Genomic DNA, 22,949 nt, shown 5'->3' with positions numbered 1-22,949 from the left:
ACGAGCGCGGCAGGGGCCAGATGTCGGGCACTACGCGGCGGATCGCAGTCACCACACCGAACAGTGATCCGCCGCGCAGGCACCGTCTCGATGAGGCTGCTTGATTAGAAGTTCGCACACACTCTCACCAAAAGGGCGACGGAGAACCGGGCCTCACATACGGGTCGCATAACATCGAGCCTCGTGCCTTCCGATGAGCCAACCGACCGTGTTGTGGGCATCGCACGCCTGATCGCCATCGTCGCGGGCATCGCGGGTGTGGTGCTGTGCGCGCTGGTGCCGCTGCTGCCCGTCAAACAGACCACCGCGACCATCCAGTGGCCGCAGGGCACCGATGCCGCAGGCAACGTCACCTCGGTGACGGCCCCGCTGGTGTCGGGTGCCCCGCAGTCCCTCGACGTGTCCATCCCGTGCTCGGCGATCGCGACACTGCCCGCCGAGGGCGGCCTGGTGTTCTCGACGATCCCCTCGGGCGGCATCGACGCCAGCCGAAACGGCCTGTTCGTGCGAGCCAACCCCGAGACCGTGGTGGTGGCGTTCCGCGACTCGGTGGCCGCCGTCGCGCCCCGGGCCGCCATCAACGCAGGCGGCTGCAGCGCGCTGCACCTGTGGGCGAACCTCGGCGGCGTGGGCGCGGACTTCGTCGGCATCCCCGGCGCCACCGGCACCGCGGCCGTGGAGAAGAAGCCTCAGGTTGCCGGCCTGTTCACCGACCTGAAGATGGCGCCGCAGCCGGGACTGTCCGCCCGCGTCGACATCGACACCCGCTTCATCACCACGCCGACCGCACTGAAGCTGCTCGTGATGACGCTCGGAGTGGTGTGCGTGGTGGCGTCGATCCTGGCGCTCGCCGTGCTGGACCGCCGGAGCCGCCCCGGCGGCGACATTCAGGCCAGTAGCAGTCGCTTTCGTCGCGCCTGGCGCCGGTTCGTGAAGGTCCCGGCCGCCACCTGGATCGCCGACATCGGCGTCATCGGCGGCCTGCTGGTGTGGCACGTCATCGGCGCCATCTCCTCCGACGACGGCTACAACCTGACCATCGCGCGGGTGTCGGCCGACGCCGGGTACACCGCCAACTATTTCCGCTACTTCGGCACCACCGAGGCCCCGTTCGACTGGTACCAGTCCGTCCTGGGCCACTTCGCGGCGATCAGTACGGCCGGGGTGTGGATGCGGCTGCCCGCCACCCTGGCCGGCATCGGCACCTGGTTGCTGCTGAGCCGCTGGGTGCTCCCCCGCCTCGGGCGACGCGTCGCACTGAACCGCGTCACCGTGTGGACCGCCGGCGCGGTGTTCCTGGCCGCCTGGATGCCGTTCAACAACGGCCTGCGCCCCGAACCACTGATCGCCTTCGGCGTGCTGGCGGTGTGGGCGCTGGTCGAGAACACGATCGCCACCCACCGCCTGTGGCCGACCTGCCTGGCAATCATCGTCGCGGCGTTCAGCGTCACGCTGGCCCCGCAGGGCCTCATCGCGCTGGCCCCGCTGCTGGTCGGCGCCCGCACCGTCGTCAGGATCATCAAAGCCCGGCGCATCGCACTGCCCGCACTGGCCGCGCTCGCCGGGTCGGCGGCACTGATCTTCGTCGTGGTGTTCCGCGACCAGACCCTGGCCAGCGTCGCCGAATCGGCCCGCATCAAATACACCGTCGGCCCGACCATCTCGTGGTACCAGGAGTTCCTGCGCTACTACTTCCTGACCGTCGAAGATTCTGTCGACAGCTCGTTGACGCGGCGGTTCGCGGTCCTGGCGATGATGTTGTGCCTGTTCGGCATGATCGCCGTCCTGCTGCGCAAGGGCCGGGTACCCGGGCTGGCCAGCGGACCCGTCTGGCGGCTGATCGGCACCACCGCGATCGGCCTGCTCCTGCTGCACTTCACCCCGACCAAGTGGGCCGTGCAGTTCGGTGCCTTCGCCGGGCTGGCCGCCGCGCTCGGCGCGGTGACGGCGTTCGCCTTCGCCCGGGTGGGCCTGCACAGCCGACGCAACCTCGCCCTGTACGTGACGGCGCTGCTGTTCGTCCTGGCGTGGGCCACCTCCGGCACCAACGGCTGGTTCTATGTCGGCAACTACGGCGTGCCCTGGTTCGACCGCCAGCCCGTGATCGCCGGGTTCCCGGTGACCACCATCTTCCTGGCCCTGGCCATCATCACCGCGGTACTGGCCGGCTGGTTGCACTTCCGGATCGACTACGCCGGGCACACCGAGGTGGCCGACACCCGACGCAACCGCGTGCTGGCGTCGACACCGCTGCTGGTGGTCGCGACCATCATGGTGGTGCTCGAAGTCGGCTCGATGGCAAAGGGATTCGTCCAGCGCTACCCCGTCTACACCACCGCCAAGGCCAACATCTCGGCGCTGACCTCGGGGTTGTCGTCCAACAGTTGCGCCATGGCCGACGACGTACTCGTCGAGGCCGACACCAACGCGGGCATGCTGCAACCGGTGGAGGGCCAGACCTACGGCGAGTACGGGCCGCTGGGCGGCGAGAACCCAGTTGGGTTCACCCCCAACGGGATCAGCGACACCCTGGAACCGCCGAAGCCCGTGGTCGCCAACCCCGGCACGGTCAACTCGGACGGCTCACCCAACAAGCCCAACGTCGGCATCGCGTACGCCGCAGGCACCGGTGGTGGCTACGGACCCGTCGGCGTCAACGGCTCCCGGGTGTACCTGCCGTTCGGCCTCGACCCGGCCCGAACTCCGGTGATGGGTAGCTACAAGGAGAACACCGTCGCCGCCAAGGCCACCTCGGCCTGGTACCAGCTGCCGCCCCGCACCGCGGACCGCCCCCTCGTGACGGTCGCCGCCGCCGGCGCCATCTGGTACTACGACGAAGAACACGAGTTCCACTACGGGCAGTCGCTGAAACTGCAGTGGGGCGTACACCGCCCCGACGGCAGCTTCCAGGCGCTCGACGCCGTCCAGCCGATCGACGTGTTCGCCCAATATGCCTGGCGCAACCTGCGTTTCCCGCTGGCGTGGGCACCGCCGGAGGCGAACGTGGCCCGGATCGTCGCCGACGATCCCAACCTCTCCGAAGACCAGTGGTTCGGCTTCACCCCGCCGCGGGTGCCGACCCTGCAGACCGCGCAGCAGTTCCTCGGCGCGCAGACCCCGGTGCTGATGGACATCGCGACCGCCGCGAATTTCCCGTGCCAGCGCCCGTTCTCCGAACATCTCGGTGTCGCCGAGCTGCCGGAGTACCGGATCCTTCCCAACGTCAAGCAAGTGGTGGTGTCGTCGAACATGTGGCAGTCCGCCCAAAAGGGTGGTCCCTTCCTCTTCATCCAGGCGCTGCTGGGCACGTCGACCATTCCGACGTATCTGCGTGACGACTGGTACCGGGACTGGGGCTCGATCGAGAAGTACAACCCCGTGGTACCGGCCGGGCAGGCGCCCGTCGCCACGATCGATCAAGGAACCCAGCGAGTGTTCGGCTTCAGCCGGCCCGGACCGATCCGGGCCCTGCCATGAGCACCACGGTGCGCGAACACAGCGCAGACAAGGGCGTTCAGCTGACCCGCTGGGTCGCGATGATCGCCGGACTCATCGGCTTCCTGTGCGCGGTGGCCACACCGCTACTTCCGGTGGTGCAGACGACTGCAACGCTGAACTGGCCCCAGCAGGGTCAGCTCAGTAACGTCACCGCCCCGCTGATCACCCAGACTCCGGTCACCATGTCGGTGACGGTGCCGTGCGAGGTGATCCGCTCGGTCCCGCCCGAGGGTGCGATGGTGCTCGGCACTGCTCCCAAGGAGGGCAGGCAGGCCGCGCTCAACGCGTTGTTCGTCAACGTCAACGCCAAGCGCGTCGACATCACCGACCGCAACGTGGTGATCGCCAGTGTGGTGCGGGAGAAGGTGAACTCGCCTGCCTGTGAACGCATCGAGATCACCTCGTCGGACGCCGGAACCTTCGCCACGTTCGTCGGTCTCACCGGCACTGACGGCAAGGAACTGCGCACCGGCTTCGCCGACCCCAACCTGCGGCCCCAGATCGTCGGTGTCTTCACCGAGCTGAGCGGAGCTGCACCGCAAGGTCTTTCGTTGTCGGCCACGATCGACACCCGGTTCACCTCCAAACCCACCGCACTGAAGCTGGTGGCGATCCTGCTCGGCATCGCCGCCACCGTGGTGGCGCTGCTGGCGCTGTGGCGCCTCGACCGGCTCGACGGACGGCGGATGCACCACCTGATCCCGTCACGCTGGCGCACCTTCAGCGCCGTCGACGTGGTGGTGGTCGGCGGGTTCCTGAGCTGGCACGTGATCGGCGCGAACTCGTCGGACGACGGCTACATCCTGCAGATGGCGCGGGTGGCCGACCACGCCGGCTACATGTCGAACTACTTCCGCTGGTTCGGCAGTCCCGAGGACCCGTTCGGCTGGTTCTACAACCTGCTGGCCCTGATGACCCATGTCAGCGACGCCAGCATCTGGATGCGGCTGCCCGACCTGATCTGCGCGCTGGTCTGCTGGCTGCTGCTGTCCCGTGAGGTGCTGCCCCGCCTCGGCCCCGCGGTGATCGCCTCCAAGCCCGCGCTGTGGGCCGCGGGCCTGGTACTGATGGCCGCCTGGATGCCGTTCAACAACGGCCTGCGCCCCGAGGGCCAGATCGCCACCGGCGCCCTGATCACCTACGTGCTGATCGAACGGGCCATCATCTCCGGACGGCTCACGCCGGCCGCCATGGCGATCATCTCCGCAGCCTTCACCCTCGGCATCCAGCCGACTGGCCTGATCGCCGTCGCCGCACTGCTCGCCGGTGGTCGTCCGCTGCTGCGCATCCTGGTGCGCCGCCGCCGCGTGCTGGGCGTGTGGCCGCTGGTGCTGCCGCTGCTCGCCGCGGGCACGGTGATCCTGACCGTGGTGTTCGCCGACCAGACGCTGGCAACGGTGCTGGAGGCCACCAGGATTCGCACCGCGATCGGCCCGAGCCAGGAGTGGTACACCGAGAACCTGCGCTACTACTACCTGATCCTGCCCACCGTCGACGGCTCGCTGTCGCGCCGGTTCGGTTTCATCATCACCGCACTGAGCCTGTTCGCCTCGCTGTTCATCATGTTGCGGCGCAAGCGGGTTCCCGGTGTGGCCCGCGGGCCGGTATGGCGACTGATGGGCATCATCTTCGCGACGATGTTCTGCCTGATGTTCACCCCCACCAAGTGGGTGCACCACTTCGGCCTGTTCGCCGCCGTGGGCGCGGCGATGGCAGCGGTGGTCACGGTGCTGGCCGGGCCTGCGGTCCTGCGCTCGGCCCGTAACCGGATGGCCTTCACCGCGGCCGTGCTGTTCGTGCTTGCGCTGTGCTTCGCCACCACCAACGGCTGGTGGTACGTGTCCAGCTACGGCGTGCCGTTCAACAACGACAAGCCGAACATCGGCGGAATCACCGTGAGCGCCATCTTCTTCGCGCTGTTCGCCGTCGCCGCGCTGTGGGCGTACTGGCTGCACCTGAGACCCTCTGCCGAGGGCCGGGTGGCGCGGGCACTGACCACCGCACCGGTGCCGATCGCGGCCGGGTTCATGGTCGTGGTGTTCGTCGGTTCGATGCTCTACGGCGTGGTGCGCCAGGACGGCACCTACTCCAACGCGTCCGCGAACCTGCGGGCCTTCGCCGGCGGCTGCGGCCTTGCCGACGATGTGCTGGTCGAACCCGACACCAACGACGGGTTCCTGACCCCGGCGCCCGGGGACTACGGCCCGCTGGGACCGCTGGGCGGCACGGCACCGACCGGGTTCACCCCGAACGGCGTTCCGGACCACATTGTCGCCGAGGCGATTCGGATCACCGTCCCGATGCCGGGCATCGACGCCGACTGGAATGCGCCCGCCGAGCTGAAGACCCCGGGCATCAACGGCTCGACCGTGCCGCTGCCCTACGGACTTGACCCGGCCCGGGTGCCGCTGGCCGGCAGCTACGTCGAAGGCCCGGCCCAGCAGGAGAGCAAGCTGGCCTCCGCCTGGTACCAGCTGCCCGCTCCCGATGCCGCCCACCCGCTGGTGGTCGTCACCGCGGCCGGAACCATCACCGGCAACAGCATTTTCAACGGCCGAACCGAGGGACAGGCGGTCGAGCTGGAGTACGGACGGTCCGGGCCCGACGGCGCCGCCGTCCCGGCCGGACGCGTGACGCCCTACGACCTCGGTCCGATCCCGTCCTGGCGCAACCTGCGCTTCGACCGCAGCGAGATCCCGGCGGACGCGACGTTCGTCCGGGTGATCGCCGAGGACAAGTCGCTGTCTCTCGGCGACTGGATCGCGGTCACCCCGCCCCGCGTTCCCGAGGTCAAGACCGTGCAGGAGTACATCGGCTCACAACAGCCCGTGCTGATGGACTGGGCTGTGGGCCTGGCCTTCCCGTGCCAGCAGCCGATGCTGCACGCCAACGGTGTCACCGAGGTGCCGAAGTTCCGCATCACCCCGGATTACAACGCCAAGATGAAGGACACCGACACCTGGGAGGACGGCATCAACGGCGGTCTGCTGGGCATCAGTGACCTGCTGCTGCGCCAGCATGTGATGGCCACCTACCTGAACAAGGACTGGGGCCGCGACTGGGGCTCGCTGCGCAAGTTCGACACCATCGTCGACGCGACACCCGCCGAGGTCGAGCTCGGGACGGCAACACATTCCGGGCTCTACAAGCCGGGCCGGATCCGTATCAAGCCGTAACGTTCCGGCAGAGGCGGCGAGTGGCCAGTTGTGACACGGGTACGACGAAAAACCGTGTCATAACTGGCCACTCGCGCTATGAGGTACCGCGCTCCGCGGCCGTCACCAGCTTGCGGGCCAGCGTCCCGAGCACTACCCGCAGAACCAGCCAGTAGGCCAGTCCGACCACCCGCCAACGGGTCTCGTACCGTCCCCGCCAGGTCACCTCGGTACCGTCGGCCACCTCGTCAAACGTCACCTGCGCCTGATAGTCGCGGATCGGGCCGTCGGTGAGCATGGTGTAGCCATGCCGGCGATCGGGTTCGTGGATGGTGGTCATCTCGCGGGTCGGTTTCCTGCGCGTGCCCACGGCCCTGATCGCCCCGACCCCGCCGTCATCGGCCGGGCCCCGCGTCTCCCATGCCGAATAGGGGATCAGGGGTGCGGCCCACTCGGACCAGCGGGATCCGTCGGACACGATGGCGAACAGGGCGTGCGGCGACGCCGTGGTGCGGCGACGGACAACGCATTCGAAGTGGCGGTACACGGTCGAGACAATAACAGAACAGTGTTCTATTATTGCGGAATGTCAGAATCCGCTCCGCCGTTCACCCGCGCACGCAGCGACGCGCAACGTCAGGACCGGACGTCCCACGTGTTGGCCGCAACGCGGCGATGCCTCGAGGAAACCGGCGCGGCAACACTGACATTGGGTGACGTGGCCGCAGCAGCCGGACTCGCGAAATCGGGCATCCTGCGGTACTTCGGGTCACGCGAGGCACTGCTGCTGCAGGTGATGTACGACGCGCACCTGACCTGGATCGAGGCCCTCGCCGACGAACTCGGCCGGACAACGCCCGCGGCGGCGCTGGCTCGCACCCTGGCAGATCGCCCGGTGCTGTGCGATCTCATCGCGGCCTCGCCCGTGCTCATCAATCGGCTCGGCCCGCAGGACTTCCGCGCCCTGACCGCTCAGGCCGAAGCGGCACAGCAGCGGCTCGGCGCAGCGCTGCAGCAGTCACTTCCGTTGTCCGACGAACAGCTTCGGTCCCTGACCGCCGCCGTCCACGCCTTCACCGGCACCGCCTGGACGTGGGCGACCCCGCATTCGCCCGGGCGCAACACCATGGTCACCGACTTCGAGGCAACCGTGAGCCGGCTGCTGGAGATCTTCATCGCAGGCCTGCGGGCCTAACCGTAGCGAACACGAGTGTCCTGTGGACAACTTGTGGATAGTTTTCGACAGCCCAAGCATCACAGCTTTTCAGGCGGCACATTTTTGAATTACACGCTTGTGAGTAAGGTTGTGCGTCGGCGGCCTGTCGCAAACCCCGACCGGTGTCACTGTGGAAGAGCGGCCAGGGCGACCGCGGCGGCGTTGGCGCCGCACATACCGTGCGCCCCAGGCCCTGGCGGGGTGGCCGCCGAACACAGGTACATGCCGGGGACACCAATTCGGTACGGCTGCAGCGTAGTACGTGGGCCGAACATCAACTGCCGGATGTCCTTGGCGCCCGTACAGATATCCCCGCCGACGTAGTTGGCGTTGTACACCGACATCTCCGTCGTCGACCGCACCGACATCCCGACGATGCGGTCGCGGAACCCGGGGGCGAACCGCTCGAACTGGCCGATGATCGCCTCGGTCGCGTCACCGGTATAGCCATGTGGCACATGGGCATACGAATACACCGGATTGATGTCGCCGACCGAGCGGCTGGGATCGGCCACATACTGCTGCCCGACGAGTACAAACGGTCGCTGCGGCATCCGGCCGGCGTGGATCTCCCGCTCCGTCGCCGCGACCTCGGCGAAGCTTCCACCCAGATGTACGGTGCCGGCATCCTTGACCGCGGGATTCGTCCACGGCACCGGACCCTGGACCGCGAAGTCGACCTTGAATGCACCTGGACCGTAACGGAATCCACCCAGGCCGCGGGCCACCCGCCGTGGCAGTCGGTCCCCCAGGATGTCGACGACGGCCGTCGGCGCAAGGTCGAACATCGTCACCTCGGCCCGTGGGAGCTGCGCTGCCGACGTGATGCGGACACCGGTTTCCACCTTGACGCCGAGGTCCGCGAGCACCGCAGCCAACGCATCGGTGATGGCCTGCGAACCGCCCTGCGCCACCGGCCAGCCGTGCCGGTGCCCGGCCGTGATGATGCCGAGGCCGATGGCGGACGTCAGCGGATAGTGGAGGGGCCGGAAAGTATGTGCCGCAACGCCACCGAACAATGCCCGGGCCGGTTCGGTACGGAAGAGCCGGGCGAATGCCGACGCCGGGAGCACGGTGGGCGCACCGAAACGGGCCAATGCCACCGGATGCCTTGGCACCCGCAACAGCGGCCCCATGATGTCCTCCGACAGGAGGTCGAAGTTCGCCGACGGCCCGCCGAAGGCCCGACGCCAGCGGCGGCCGTCCGACCCGAGAGCCGCTGCAGTGTCCTCGACACTGCGATACAGCAGGCCGGCCTCCCCGTCGTCGAGCGGGTGCGCGCAATCGATCTCAGGCCATTTCCAGTGCAGTCCATGGCGTTCCAGCCCCAGGCCGCTCAGGAACGCCGAGCCGACCGCCATCGGATGGATCGCCGAGCATTGGTCGTGAACCAGGCCCGCGATGTCGCCCTCGCCGGAACGTACCCCACCGCCGATCTCGTCGGCAGCCTCCAGCACGGTGACGTCCAGTCCGGCCTGGGCCAGGGTGATGGCGGCCGCGAGACCGTTGGGCCCGGCGCCGACCACAAGCGCGGTAGTCATGCGTGGTGCCCTCCTGCCGTACGCCCTGGAAACGAAGGTTAGATCGGGGTCAGCCCGTGCTTGCGCTGAACCTTGGGCATGTTCTGCTTGTCCCGCAACAGGTGCAGGGACTTGCGGAGCAGCAACCGGGTCTCGTGCGGCTGGATCACCCCGTCGATGTATCCGCGCTCGGCCGCGATCCACGGCGTGGCCAGGTTGAGGTTGTAGCCCTCGATGAAGTCGGCACGGATCTTCTGCACCTCGGGCGCGGTCGGATCCGGGAATCGCTTCACCAACAGCTGCGCCGCGCCCTCGGCGCCGATCACCGCGATACGCGCGGTCGGCCAGGCGAAGTTCAGGTCCGCCGAGAGCTGCTTGGAGCCCATCACCGCGTACCCGCCGCCGTAGGCCTTGCGGACGACGATGGTCACCTTCGGCACATCGGCCTCGACGATCGCGTTGAAGAACCGGCCACCACGCTTGATGATGCCGTCCTTCTCCTGCTGCACACCCGGCATGGCGCCCGGGGTGTCGACCACGAAAACCAAAGGCAGGTTGAAGGAGTCGCAGAACCGGATGAAGCTCGCGGCCTTGTCGGAGGCATCCGTGTCCACCACACCGGACAGGAACATCGGCTGGTTGGCGATCACACCGACCGGCCGACCGTCCACCCGCGCGAACGCGGTGATCATCGCGGGGCCACGCTGCTCGGCGATCTCGAAGACGTCACCGTCGTCGAAGATCCGCAGCAGGATCTCGTGCATGTCGTACGCCGTGTTGTCGGAATCCGGCACGATCGAATCCAGCTCGAGATCGTGCGGGGTGATCTCGGGTTCCAGACCCGGGTTCACGATCGGGGCATCGTCGAAGTGGTTGGCGGGCAGGAACGAAAGGTAGTCGCGCACGTACTGGAACGCGGCCGCCTCATCCTCGACAACCTTGTGGATGTTGCCGCGCTGGGCCTGCACGTCGGCGCCGCCAAGCTCGTCGAACGTCACATCTTCACCGGTGACGTCCTTGATCACGTCCGGGCCGGTGATGAACATGTAGCCCTGGTCGCGCACCGCCACCAGCAGATCGGTCTGGATCGGCGAATAGACCGCGCCGCCAGCGCATTTGCCCAGGATGATGGAGATCTCCGGGACCAGACCGCGCAGCATCTCGTGCCGGCGGCCGAGTTCGGCGTACCAGGCCAGCGAGGTCGCCGCGTCCTGGATGCGGGCGCCGGCGGAGTCGTTGATCCCGATGATCGGGCAGCCGACCATGGCCACCCACTCCATCAGCTTGGCGACCTTGCGGCCGAACATCTCACCGACCGAACCCTGGAACACCGTCTGGTCGTGGCTGAACACGCCGACCGGGCGGCCGTTGATGGTTCCGTGCCCGGTGACCACGCCGTCGCCGAAGAGCGCATTGGGATCACCCGGGGTCTTGGCCAGTGCGCCGATCTCCAGGAAGCTGCCCGGATCGAGCAGTGCGTGGATGCGGGCACGGGCGCTCGGGATGCCCTTCTTGTCCCGTCGCGCAATGGCTTTGGGGTCGCCCGGCTCTTTGGCCAGTTCCAGCTTCTCGCGGAGCTCGGCCAGGAGTTCAGCCGTGGTCTTGTTCGTCACTTGCTCTCGCTCTCGGCTTCGATACGGTTGATCGCTTCGCTCATGTGAGCACCGACTTTGGCAATGTACGGCTCATCGATGGCCTGGATGTGCTCGCCCCCGATGGGCACCACCTCGAGATCCTTGACGTACTCGCCCCAGCCGCCGTCGGGCTTGCGGGTCGCGTACGCGGGCTCGAAGACGATGGCGTCATCGTGGTACCGGTCGGCCAGGTACAGCGTGACGTGGCCGTCGTACGGCTGGACCTCGATGGTGGCCAGAGCCCGCTGATCCAGGTACGACGTGCGCTGATGCTCGATGATCCCGCCCGGGATCTGCACACCGCTGTCCTTGATCGCGTCCAGGACGAACTTCACCTGGCCCTCGTCGTCGAGCTGCTCCAGCTCCTCGTAGGGAATCGCCGGGATCTCGACATTGAACGTGCGCTGGGCGAACAGGGCGTAGCGGTCCCAACGGGCCCGCATACCTTCCTTGCTCTGGTCGATCGGCTCGCCAGGAAGCGCGAGGTCGATCAGCCCGACGAACCGGACATCGGCACCGGCCTGCTTCAGCCCGATCGCACACGCGTAGGCCAGTGCCCCGCCCAGCGACCAGCCGGCCAGCATGAACGGACCGTTGTGCATCGCCAGCAGCTTGGGCACGTACTCGGCGGCACGCTCCTCGATCGCACCCTCGACCCGCTCGATTCCGTAGATCGGGGTATCGGCAGGCAGCCGCTTGATCAGCGGCTCGTAGACGACGGTGGATCCGCCGGCGGGGTGGAACACGAACAAGGGAACCTTGGACGCGCCCGCTGTGTTTTCGCGTGGAGCACGCAGCGTACGGACAAATCCGTCCACCACACCCTCTTCGAGCTGATCGCGCACGATCGTGGACAGCTCTTCGATGGTCTTGGCCGAACGCACCTGTTCGACGGTGACGGTGCCCTCAGCGCGCTCGGAGAGCCGCTCGGACAGCTTGGTCGCGGTCTCGACATCGACGAAGGGCAACTCGTTGAAGATGCCGCTCGGCGACTTGCCGGTGACGATCGCCCAGGTGGCGAAGGTGACCCGCTCCGCGGCGTCACGCGGGGGTACGTCGGCGCCGAGCGCCTCGGTGACCGCCTCCTGGGTGAGCACCTTGGCAGCTGCGGCAGCCGCGGTGGCCTTGCTGGGTCCGCTCGGATCGCTCGGCGGCGCCGGCACGGCCGGTCCGCTCGGATCACTCGGGGGCGGTGGGATCTCCAGGCCCTCGATGGCGGCGGCCTCGGCAGCGGGATCCACCCCGCTGTCCTCGGAGTCCTGCTCCCCCAACGGATGCCCGGACTCGGCCAGCTTGGCCTCGAGCTCAGCGACCGTCGAGGCACCACCCAGGAGTTCGGACTGCTCGGCGGCGATCTCCTCGGCCGTCTTGCCCTTCTGGGATTCGGCGATCTGATCGACCTCGTCGCGGTGCTCGATCGCGTACTTGAGCAATTCCTCGATGTTGTAGAGGTTGGCGTCGCGCACCGCGGTCAGCTGGATCGGCGGAATGTCGAAGTCGTACTCGACCCGGTTCTTGATCCGGACCGCCATCAGGGAATCCAGGCCCAGCTCGATCAGCGGCACCTCCCAGGGCAGGTCCTCTGGCTCGTAGCCCATGGCACCGCCGACGATGGCGCCGAGGCGCTGCGCGACCGTCTCACCCGAATCGGCCGACCACTTGGCAAATCCCGCGCCCATGCCCGCGCCCTTGGTCAGGTTGTCGGACAGAATGGCCGCGTCGTCCTCGACCACGGGCTCAGCCGCTGCCGGGGCAGCCGAAACCTGCTCGGCGACAACGCCGGCGCCGACGGCAGTCGGCAGCGCAGCCGCGGCACCGCCGCGGCTCACGATCGCGTCGTAGACCAAACAGAAGGAAGACTCGCCCCCGTTATCCAACCGGGCGTGCACCTGCACCGAGGCACCGCCGGGGTGCCGGGTCAGCGTGGTGACCAGACGCGAGCCCTCGGCGGGCACCGCACGCTGCTCGGACGCGGTGAGCTTGGCATCCGGGAGCACCTGCGCGGCAGCCGCTTTCACCAGTGCGGCGAGGTCAGCGGCGCCCTTCGAGACGAACTCCCAGACATGCTTGCCGTCGGGTGTCGCGACGTGGTTGCCGGGCATCACTGCCGAGCTGTCCGCGGTGAACTGGGCATCCAGCCAATGCTGCTTGCGCTTGAAGCGGGTGGGCGGGATGTTGGCGAAGTCCAGGGCACCAGCCAAACCGCTGGACTTGCGCGGGAACAGGGTCCGGAAGTCCAGGTCGTGGCCGTGCACGAACAGGTGGGCCATGGCCGTGACCATCGACTCGACCTCGTCCTGCTTGCGGGCCAGGGTCGCGATCAGCTGCGCGTCGTGGAGACCGGCCGATGCGGTGGTCAGCCCAACCTGCATGAGCGCCACCGGGTTCGGCGCCAGCTCGAGGAACGTGGTGTGACCGTTGTCCACCGCGTTGCGGATGCCGTGGGTGAAGTAGACGCTGTGCCGCAGCCCCTTCTTCCAGTACTCCACGTCGTGGATCGGCTCGGCGCCGGCACGGATGAACTTGCCCTCGTGCACGGTCGAGAAGTAGCCCGTGGTCAGCGGATGCGGTTCGATACCTTGGATTTCGGCGGACAGCTCACCGAGTAGCGGATCCATCTGCTGGGTATGGCTGGCACCCTTGGTCTGCAGCTTGCGGGCGAACTTGCCCTCGGCTTCGGCACGGGCGATGATCGCGTCGATCTGCTCCGGCGGGCCACCGATGACGGTCTGGGTCGGGGCGGCGTAGACACACACCTCGAGGCCCGGGTAGTCCGCGAACACGGTCTTGATCTCGTCGGCCGAGTACTCCACGAGCGCCATCAGCCGGATGTACTCGCCGAACAGCATCGCCTCGCCCTCACCCATCAGGTGCGCGCGCGAGCAGATGGTCCGGGTGGCATCGGCCAGCGACAGGCCGCCCGCGAAGTAGGCGGCGGCCGCCTCGCCGAGCGACTGTCCCACCACCGCACCGGGTTTCGCTCCGTGTGCCTTGAGGAACTCACCGAGCGCGATCTGGAGGGCGAAGATCACCGTCTGGACCACTTCGATCGGGTATTCGCAGGTGTCGTTGGTGTAGTCGATCGCGTCGTCGAGGATCAGTTCGACAATCGAGTACCCGCGCTCGTCCTGGATGTAGGCATCGACCTTGTCGATCCACTCGGCGAAGACCGGCTCGCGCAGGTAGAGGCTCTTGCCCATCTTGCGGTGCTGCGCACCGAAACCGGCGAGCACCCAGACCGGGCCGTTGGTGACCGGGCCGTCGGCCGAGATCACCGTCGGATGCTGCTTGCCCTCGGCGATCGCCCGCAGGCCCTTGATCGCCTCGTCGTGGTCATGGGCCAGCACCACGGCGCGGGAACGGCCGTGGTTGCGGCGCGACAACGAGCGTCCGATGGATTCCAGGGACGCCTCGCGCCCCTCGGGGCTGTCGATCCAGTCCGCCAGCTCGGCCGCGGCGACCTTCTTGCGAGAGGTCAGGAATGCCGAGATCGCGAGCGGGACAACCTTTTTGACGGGCTCGGCGGCGTCAGCCGCGGCCAGCTCTTCGCGGGCCGCCTCGATCAGCCGCTTGGCCTCGTCGGTCAGGCCGGGCAGTTCGTGGTTCGCCTCGTCGTAGGCGGGGTACTCACCGGCCCCGGAATCAGACTCAGCCTCGTCGTGAATGAATTCGCCGTACTCGTCCATCCGCACCCCGCCGACGTACACGGCGTCGGCGTCCTCGGAAGACGACTTGTCCTCGGCGGACTGCGGCGCCGGTTCTGGTTCAACCAGATCCGACGGCAGCACCTCGCGCAGCACCAGGTGCGCGTTGGCGCCACCGAAGCCGAAGCCCGAGACACCGGTGATGGCGTGTCCGCTGTAGCGCGGCCACTCGGAGACGGTGTCGTTGACCTTGAGGTGTTCCTTGTCGAAGTCGATGTACGGGTTGGGGCCCGCGTAGTTGATCGACGGGGGCAGCTTGTCGCGCTGCAGCGACAGGGTCATCTTCGCCAGGCTGGCCGCGCCGGCAGCCGACTCCAGGTGTCCCACATTGGATTTCACCGCGCCCAGCAGGGCGGGCTTGTCGGCATCGCGACCGCGGCCGACCACGCGGCCCAGTGCGTCGGCCTCGATCGGGTCACCCAGGATGGTGCCGGTGCCGTGCGCCTCGATGTAGTCGACGTCGCGCGGGTTGATCCCGGCGTCCTTGTAGGCCTTGCGCAGCACGTCTTCCTGCGCGTCCGGGTTGGGCGCGAGCATGCCGTTGGAACGGCCGTCGTGGTTGACCGCGCTGCCGGCGATCACGGCAAGAATGGTGTCCCCGTCGCGGCGGGCATCGGAGACCCGCTTGAACACCAGCATGCCGCCGCCCTCGGAGCGGGCGTAACCGTTGGCGTCGGAGGAGAAGGACTTGATCCGGCCGTCCGGGGCCAGCACTCCGCCGACCTCGTCGAAACCGATGGTGACGATCGGGGTGATCATGGCGTTGACACCACCGACGATGGCCACATCGGCCTCGCCGGAGCGCAGCGCCTGCACACCCTGGTGCGCGGCGACCAGCGAGCTGGAGCAGGCGGTGTCGACCGACACCGACGGCCCGCGGAAGTCGTAGAAGTACGACACCCGGTTGGCGATGATCGAGGTGGCGGTGCCGGTGATCGCGTAAGGGTGCGCGGCCGTGGGGTCCATCAGGGCGAGGAACTGGTAGTCGTTGTTCGAACTACCCACGTACACCGCGACATTGGTGCCGCGCAGGCTCGACGCCGGGATGCGGGCATGCTCGAGGGCCTGCCAGGTCAGTTCGAGCGCCATCCGCTGCTGCGGATCGATGTTGTCGGCCTCCATCTTCGACAGCGCGAAGAACTCGGAGTCGAAACCCTTGATATCCGAGAGATAGCCGCCGCGGATGCTGGCCTTGCCGACACGTTCGGCGATCCGCGGCTCGGCGAGGAACTCCTCCCAGCGGCCCTCGGGCAGGTCCGTGATGGCATCGCGACCTTCGAGCAGCGCCTCCCACATCTCGTCAGGGGAGTTCATGTCCCCTGGGAAGCGGGTTGCGACGCCGACGATCGCGATGTCCTCGACATCGGCGTCGCGCGACCAGTCCGCGTCATCGGTGTTCTCGGGCTCTGGTTCGCCCTCGATGATCACGGTCGCCAGCGACTCGATGGTCGGGTGCCGGAACAGCACCGTGGCGGTCAGCGTGACCCCGGTGAGGTCCTCGATGTCGCTGGCCATGGCCACCGCGTCGCGCGAGGACAGACCCAGCTCGATCAGCGGAGTGGTCTCGTCGATCGCGTCAGGCGACTGACTGGTGGCGGTTGCCACCGCCTTACGCAGCCACTCCCGCATCTCCGCGACGGTCAGGTCGGGGCGCTGCGCCGGTGTCGCAGCGGGCTGGGTGCCCTCTGGAAGATTCGAATTGCTTTGTGTTTCATCCATATTCAGGTCACCTTGCATCAGAACGGGCTGGTCGGCCACGTGTCGTTGGCTTAGAGGTTCGGTCAGTCCGTCTCATCCGGGAAGTCGTTCGCGATCTTCCCGGCGCGCAGAGAGCCGTCCAGGTACGCGGAGCGGCAGGCCCGGCGACCGATCTTGCCGCTGGAGGTACGCGGGACGGCGCCGGCGGCGGTCAGCAGCACGTCGCGCACGGTGACACCGTGGCGCACGGCGATCGCCGCGCGGATGTCGTCGGTGATCGGGCCGACCTCGAGCTTGTGGGAGCCGGGTGCGCGCTCGGCGACGATGACCAGCTGCTCGGAGCTGTCGTCGTCGTCACGGTGCAGGCCGGCGTGCGCGTTCTCGAACACCTCGGCGGGCAGCTGATTGGCCGGCACCGAGAAAGCCGCGACGTAGCCGGTGCGCAGCGCCTTGCTGGCTTCCTGCGCCGAGTACTCCAGGTCCTGCGGGTAGTGGTTGCGGCCGTCGATGATGACCAGGTCCTTGACGCGGCCGGTGATGTAGAGGTCGCCGTCGTAGAAGGCGCCGTAATCGCCGGTGCGAACCCAGGTGGCGTCGTCGTCGGCACCCTCTGCGTGGGACGGGCTGGTCCGCGACTTGAGGGTGTTCTGGAATACCTGGACGGTCTCTTCGGGCTTACCCCAGTAGCCGGTGCCCATGTTCTGGCCGCTCATCCAGATCTCGCCGACCTGTCCGTCGGGCAGCTCGGTGGCGGTCTCGGCGTCCACGATGACGGCCCACTCAGAGACGCCGACCTTGCCGGCCGAGGCCTGCGCGACCGCCTTGATCGAATCGCCGTCCACCTCGACGATGCGACCGGTGTTGAGCTCGTCGCGGTCGACGTAGATGATCTTGGGCTCTTCGGCGGCCGGGGTGGTCGACACCATCAGCGTGGCCTCGGCCAGACCGTAGGACGGTTTGATGGCCTTGGCCGGGAAGCCGAAGGGGCTGAAGGCCTCGTTGAACCGGCGCACGGTGGCCGCCGAGATCGGCTCGCTGCCGTTGAGCACGGCCTTGACGTTGGAGAGATCGAGCGCCGCCTCACCTTCTTTCGGGACACCCCGGGCAGCGGCGTGGTCGAACGCGAAGTTCGGCGCCACCGAGATGACACCGCCGGTGTCGCCTTCCTTGCGGGCCATCTCGCGGATCCAGCGCTCCGGCCGGCGCACGAATGCGGCCGGGGTCATGAAGGTGAAGTAGTGGCCGATCATCGGGGCGATCAGCCCGGTGACCAGACCCATGTCGTGGAAGAACGGCAACCAGGACAGGCCACGGTCGCCCTCCTCACCTTCGAGCGCCTCGACGATCTGCACGACGTTGGTGGCCATGTTCAGGTGGGTGATCTGCACACCGGTCGGGATCCGGGTCGAGCCGGAGGTGTACTGCAGGTAGGCGATGGTGGACTCGTCGACGTCCTCGAAATGGACCCAGGTGGCGGCGACGTCGTCGGGCACGGCGTCGACCGCGATGACACGGGGACGCTGGTTGGCCGGTCGGCTGCGGAAGAACTTGCGGACGCCCTCGGCGGCCTCGGTGGTGGTCAGGACCGCCGCGGGGTGGCAGTCGTCCAGCACCGCGTGCAGGCGGCCGACGTGGCCGGGCTCGGACGGGTCGAACAGCGGCACCGCGATGCGTCCGGCATAGAGCGCACCGAAGAAGGCGACGAGGTAGTCGAGGTTCTGCGGGCACAGGATGGCGACCCGGTCACCGGGTTGGGTGACCTGCTGAAGCCGTGCGGCCACCGCCTTGTTGCGGGCGCTGAACTGCGCCCAGGTCAGGTCGCGGGCGACACCGTCGCGCTCGGTCGAGAAGTCCAGGAAGCGGTATGCCAGCTTGTCGCTACGAACCCTGGCCCAACGCTCGACGTGCTCGACGATGCTAGCGCCGTCAGGGAACTTGATCTGACCGTCCTTGATGAACGGATTGATGAACGGCATATAACTCTCCTGTCAGAGCCGTACTCGTCGCGTTGTCGCACGTCACTGGAGGTGCGTTGCAGCCACTCGGGCGGCCGTACGTACCCAAACCCGGACGATCGTACCGGGCGCGGCGACCACGCCTACGAGTCAGCTGACGGCTCTAGTCAACCAACCACGCACGCGCAAAGCTCTTATTTTTCTCTTAATGTTAAGGGACCGTGACGGTCCCGGCCAAATCCGCCACGCGAGTCGCGGTCCGGGCGTGTTCGGTGTCAACCGTGCTTCGGGTGCGGCGCGTTGTCCACCAGGCCCTTGGCCCAGCTCAGCGTCCACTGCGTGGCGGTCTCCCCGTTCTCCACCCAGAACTGCGGGGTGTTGTACAGGGCGTGCACCGGCCCGGCCGCGCTGCCGGTCAGTGTCTCCAGGGTCTTGGGCAGGTTGAAGATCGAGAACGCCTCCTCGGGCGCCGAACAGATCAGGTCTCCCTTGCCGCAGATCTGATTGGTCCGGTCGTTGAGCGCCCCGAAACCGCCCTGCCGCGGTCCCGTCATGGTCAGGCCCATCTCGGACAGCACCGGCACCTCGTGCAAGGTGATCTCGGCGCCCTGACCCGGCGGGTTGGGACCGATGTCCTGCCCGACACCGAGCTGGCGGCGCCCGTCGGCGATCAATGTCACGCCCAGCACCAGGTCCTCGTCCACCGGCCCGCGGCCGTTGCCGATGTCGCTGGCCAGGTCCCCACCGATCACCGCGCCCTGCGAGAACCCGGCGATCACATAGCTGGTCAGCGGGCACCGGTCGTTCATGTCCGTCATCGCCTTGACCGCGGTGCGCTTCCCCTCGGCGCGGCTGTCGTTGTAGGACATCTGCTTGTCGGCGGCGAACGGGTTATGGAACTGCGCGGTGTAGGGCACCGTGTAGACCTCGAGCCGGTCCTTGCCGAACTGCTCGGCCATCGGCCGGCTGATATTCGTCATCAGCGACAGCGGGAACTGCGTCGGGTTGAACGGGTCGTCCTGCGGCGAGGACTCCCAGGTACCGGGGATCGAAACCAGCATCACGTCGGGGCAGTCGGCGGACTGGAACTCCGGGCGCGGCTTACGCGTCGTCGACGGGCCCGGAACCCCGACCGGCGGCTGGGCCGACGGCGGCGCCGACGGGCTCTCGGGACGACGCAGGTAGATCACCACGATGGACACCACCAGCACCACGACGAGTGCCATCGCCCCGGCGGCGATCAGTGCCAGGATGCGGTGCCGCTTCCGGCGGCCGGCATTTTTTGCCATGGGTTACTCGGGCTCCTCGCGTGCGGTGCGGTGATCTGCTTGTCAGCAGAGATGTTCGGTGGCGATACGGATGTAGTCGGTGGCGGCGGCGTCGATCTCGCCGGACGTCGGGCTCTCCGAGGTATGGGCAGCCCGGACATCGCTACGCACCAACGGCAGGACGAAATCCCGTACCGCCTGGTCGTTCAGCTTGGCGGCGTGAGCCTGGCACACGTACGACCCGATCGACAGCGCCAGCAGCTCACTGGACGGGTTGATCCCCGTGTCCTTGAGCTTGTCGAGATAGGTGTGCTGCTGCGACGTGAGGTCCAGCTCACCGGGGCGGCCCTGCTGGGGTTGCGCGGACACCGCCTGCGGCTGTGCCCCGTTGACCTGTGACGTCGGCAGGGCCAGCGGCGCCATGATGTCGCCGCCGGCGTCGCACGCCGTGAGCAACGACGCAGCGGACACCGCTGCCACCAGGGTGGCCGACCGTACCGTGTGCTGCACGCTTCCACCGTACCGGCTGGTGAAAAGTGCCCCGGCGCAGCTGATTCTGGTCACCACGGCCGCCCGCCCGGACCGCTACTTGATGGTCGCGACCAGTTCACCCGACATCTGTGCCAGCTGCGGCGCCCAGCTACCCCAGTCATGCTGGCCCCCGGCCGGCATGTCGAAGTGGCCGTTGCTGCCGCCGACCGAGCGGTAGTGCTGGTAGAAGGACCGGTTGCTGCCCTGCGCCAGATCGCAGACACCGATCATGGCAGCCGGATCGCTGCATGTCAGCGCGGCGGGGCTGTACACCCACAGCCGGGTATTGGCATCGGCCAGCAACTGCACGTGCACGTCGGGGTCATGCCACTTCCAGCGGCCCAGCTGTGGGGCACCCCACATGCCGTAGCTGTCCACCCCGCCGAACTGCGCCATGCCTGCGGTGATCGCGCCGTTGAGAGTGGTGGCCGACGGAGTCAGGAAACCCGACAGCGATCCGGCGAAGCGATACCGGTCGGGGTGGAATGCGGCCAGTGTCAGCGCGGCGGTGCCGCCCTGCGAGGCGCCCACGACCCCGTGCCCGCCGGGGGCCAGCCCCTTGTTGGCGGCCAGCCAGTCCGGCAGCTCGGCGGAGAGGAAGGTCTCCCACTGCTTGCTGCCGTCCTGCTCCCAGTTCGTGTAGAGGCTGAACGCGCCGCCGGCCGGGGCCGCCACCGAGATACCTCGGCCGGCCAGGGTCGACATCGCATGACCTGCGTTGACCCAGTTGCTGACATCAGGGGCCGCGTTGAACGCATCGAGCAGGATCACCGCGTGCGGGCCACCGCCCTGGAAGGCCACCGGAATGTCGCGACCCATGGCCGCCGACGGAACCATCAGGTATTCGACACCATCGGCCCGAGCCGGTGCGCCCGCCATCGCGGACACGGTCCACAGGCCGGCGCCCAGTACCGGCGCCAGCAGGGCCAGCAGCATCGCCCGCATCAGACTCAACGCACGTCTCATCATCAACCTCTCCTGCTGCCTGCCGGACTTCGCTGTGTCCTACACATTTGGGCCCACCGCACACGTAACCCGCGTTGTAGTGAACCACATCGACCTCACAGCCGGGGTGAATCACCAGGTCCGGAAACGGCTGACGGCGGCGACCCCGTGGGGATCGCCGCCGTCAGGCGTCGTACGTGTCAGGTCGCCACCTACCGCCGGATCAGGCGGTCGGCGTGGCGCCCAGGACGCGCTGCAGGTCAGGCTTCATGGCCTGCAGCTGCTGGCCCCAGTAGGCCCAGTTGTGCGTACCGCTCTGCGGGAAGTTGAACACTGCGTTCTTGCCGCCGGCCGCGATGTACTTCTCCTGGAAGGTGGAGTTCGTGCGGCACACGAAGCCCTCGAGGAACTTGGCGGGCATGTCGGCGCCACCGAGCTCGCCCGGCTTGCCGTTACCGCAGTACACCCAGAGCCGGGTGCCGTTGTTGGCCAGGGTCGCGACGTTCTCGGTCGGGTCGTTGGCCTTCCAGGCGTTGTCCGGATCGCCAGTCTTGCCCCACATGTCGTCGGCCTTGTAGCCGCCGGCGTCACCCATCGAGATACCGATCAGCATGGGCCACCAGCCCTCGGACGGGTTCAACGTGCCCGACAGGGAGGAGGCGTAGATGAACTGATCCGGGTGGCGAGCCGAAAGCATCAGCGCCGACGAACCGGCCATCGACAGACCGACCACAGCGCTGCCGGTCGACTTCACGTCCTTGTTGGCCGCCAGCCACGCCGGGAGCTCCTGGGTCAGGAAGGTCTCCCACTTGTAGGTCTTGCAGCCGCCGTCCTTGCTGCCACAGGCCGGCTTGTACCAGTCGCTGTAGAAGCTGGACTGGCCACCGACCGGCATGACAACCGAGATGCCGGAGTTCAGGAACCACTCGAACGTCGGCAGTTCGATGTCCCACCCGTTCTGGTCTTCGCGAGCGCGCATACCGTCGAGCAGATAGAGCGCAGGTGCACCCGCGCCACCGCTCTGGAACTCGACCTTGATGTCACGTCCCATCGCTGCCGACGGGACTTCGAGATACTCGACCGGTAGGCCGGGCCGAGACCAGGCTCCAGCGGTTGCCGAGCCGCCTACGACGCCAACCAGGCCAGGCAGCACGGCTGCTGCGGCGACCGCAACCGTCAACCGGCGCGACAGGCCGCGCATCTTCCCAACGAACTTCATACCGCTCCCTATCTGAATCTCTTCTTCGTATTCCGCACATCGATACACACCGACGTAAGCGGCTCACGTGCCCGTGTAGTCAACCACACGAACTCGTGTTGCTTCTCTGCAGCAGTTGTCGTCCCTGGTCGCCCCTCAGCCGTTGATGGTCGCGATCAGGTCTGGTTTGAAGGCCCTCGGTTGAGCGGCCCGATCCGGCCGGGCGTGGTTGCCCGCCGGGGGAAAATGAGAGCTCACGTTGCTGCCGGCCGCGTTGCCGTGGGCAGCGTGAAAGTCCTTGTTGCACTTGATCGGGTCGTTGCGCGTCCTGGCGCCGGTGCGCAATGCCGGCAGCGACGTGGCACGGGTGGGCCGGCCCGGGTGGTAGGCCGACATGATCGACGCGGCCCCGCCCGACAGCGGCAATCCCTGCGCGGCGTTGCCGGCCCGGACGACCTGCCTGTCGGCGGCAATATAAGCCGGGAACTTCTGTGTGAGGAAGGTCTCGCGAGACAACACACCGGCTGCGGCCGTCGGTAAGCGCGGACCCCAAGGGCGCATACCGGAGACACCAGAGGTCAGCATCGGTTTCTCGTACCGTCCGTTCAAGATCGATCACGCGGGCTC

13 protein-coding genes are annotated in these 22,949 nt (G+C 67.6%); 3 read left to right on the top strand and 10 right to left on the bottom strand.

The window, feature by feature from the left end; translation table 11 throughout:
- The first annotated feature begins 183 nt into the window (after positions 1–183).
- A complete protein-coding gene (locus AC4LGL_RS16375; RefSeq protein ID WP_491839673.1) occupies positions 184–3,477 on the top strand; it encodes an arabinosyltransferase domain-containing protein in 3,294 nt (1,097 codons plus the stop codon).
- Positions 3,474–6,674, top strand: coding sequence for an arabinosyltransferase domain-containing protein (locus AC4LGL_RS16370; RefSeq protein ID WP_491839672.1), 3,201 nt, complete (start codon positions 3,474–3,476; stop codon positions 6,672–6,674). Before AC4LGL_RS16375 ends, AC4LGL_RS16370 begins: the two co-directional genes overlap by 4 nt.
- A gap of 76 nt (positions 6,675–6,750) precedes the next feature.
- On the opposite strand, the gene AC4LGL_RS16365 is transcribed toward AC4LGL_RS16370, so the two are convergent.
- Positions 6,751–7,200, bottom strand: a complete 450-nt coding sequence (locus AC4LGL_RS16365; RefSeq protein WP_418021164.1) for an SRPBCC family protein — start codon at positions 7,198–7,200, stop codon at positions 6,751–6,753.
- Positions 7,201–7,239: 39 nt separating this feature from the next.
- Here AC4LGL_RS16365 and AC4LGL_RS16360 point away from each other — a divergent pair, with 39 nt between their 5' ends.
- Positions 7,240–7,848: a TetR/AcrR family transcriptional regulator gene (locus AC4LGL_RS16360; RefSeq protein ID WP_491839671.1), complete on the top strand. Its 609-nt coding sequence runs from the start codon at positions 7,240–7,242 to the stop codon at positions 7,846–7,848.
- A gap of 146 nt (positions 7,849–7,994) precedes the next feature.
- On the opposite strand, the gene AC4LGL_RS16355 is transcribed toward AC4LGL_RS16360, so the two are convergent.
- From AC4LGL_RS16355 to AC4LGL_RS16315, 9 genes are all read right to left on the bottom strand, one after another.
- Entirely contained in the window at positions 7,995–9,410 is a 1,416-nt protein-coding gene (locus AC4LGL_RS16355) for a phytoene desaturase family protein (RefSeq protein WP_491839670.1), read from the bottom strand.
- Positions 9,411–9,448: 38 nt separating this feature from the next.
- Positions 9,449–11,002: an acyl-CoA carboxylase subunit beta gene (locus AC4LGL_RS16350; protein ID WP_055118670.1), complete on the bottom strand. Its 1,554-nt coding sequence runs from the start codon at positions 11,000–11,002 to the stop codon at positions 9,449–9,451.
- Complete coding sequence (pks13, locus tag AC4LGL_RS16345; protein WP_491839669.1) at positions 10,999–16,446, bottom strand: polyketide synthase Pks13; 5,448 nt, start codon at positions 16,444–16,446, stop codon at positions 10,999–11,001. Before pks13 ends, AC4LGL_RS16350 begins: the two co-directional genes overlap by 4 nt.
- Positions 16,447–16,508: 62 nt before the next feature.
- Complete coding sequence (fadD32, locus tag AC4LGL_RS16340; protein WP_491839668.1) at positions 16,509–18,401, bottom strand: long-chain-fatty-acid--AMP ligase FadD32; 1,893 nt, start codon at positions 18,399–18,401, stop codon at positions 16,509–16,511.
- Positions 18,402–18,655: 254 nt separating this feature from the next.
- Positions 18,656–19,669 carry a carboxylesterase Culp6 gene (gene culp6, locus AC4LGL_RS16335; RefSeq protein WP_491839667.1) on the bottom strand — a complete coding sequence of 338 codons (1,014 nt, stop codon included), beginning with the start codon at positions 19,667–19,669 and terminating at the stop codon, positions 18,656–18,658.
- A gap of 42 nt (positions 19,670–19,711) precedes the next feature.
- Positions 19,712–20,158, bottom strand: coding sequence for a hypothetical protein (locus AC4LGL_RS16330; protein ID WP_064882834.1), 447 nt, complete (start codon positions 20,156–20,158; stop codon positions 19,712–19,714).
- A gap of 75 nt (positions 20,159–20,233) precedes the next feature.
- Positions 20,234–21,145 carry an alpha/beta hydrolase-fold protein gene (locus AC4LGL_RS16325; protein WP_491839712.1) on the bottom strand — a complete coding sequence of 304 codons (912 nt, stop codon included), beginning with the start codon at positions 21,143–21,145 and terminating at the stop codon, positions 20,234–20,236.
- Between the two features lie 202 nt (positions 21,146–21,347).
- Positions 21,348–22,343, bottom strand: coding sequence for an esterase family protein (locus tag AC4LGL_RS16320; RefSeq protein WP_055118679.1), 996 nt, complete (start codon positions 22,341–22,343; stop codon positions 21,348–21,350).
- Between the two features lie 135 nt (positions 22,344–22,478).
- The gene (locus tag AC4LGL_RS16315; RefSeq protein WP_491839666.1) at positions 22,479–22,907 is read right to left on the bottom strand and encodes a hypothetical protein; all 429 of its coding nucleotides are present in this window, start codon (positions 22,905–22,907) and stop codon (positions 22,479–22,481) included.
- Positions 22,908–22,949: the final 42 nt, after the last annotated feature.

The organism is Mycolicibacterium arcueilense, assembly GCF_058536225.1.
Note: the sequence above shows the minus strand (reverse complement) of the source record. Positions and strands in the feature narration are given on the sequence as shown.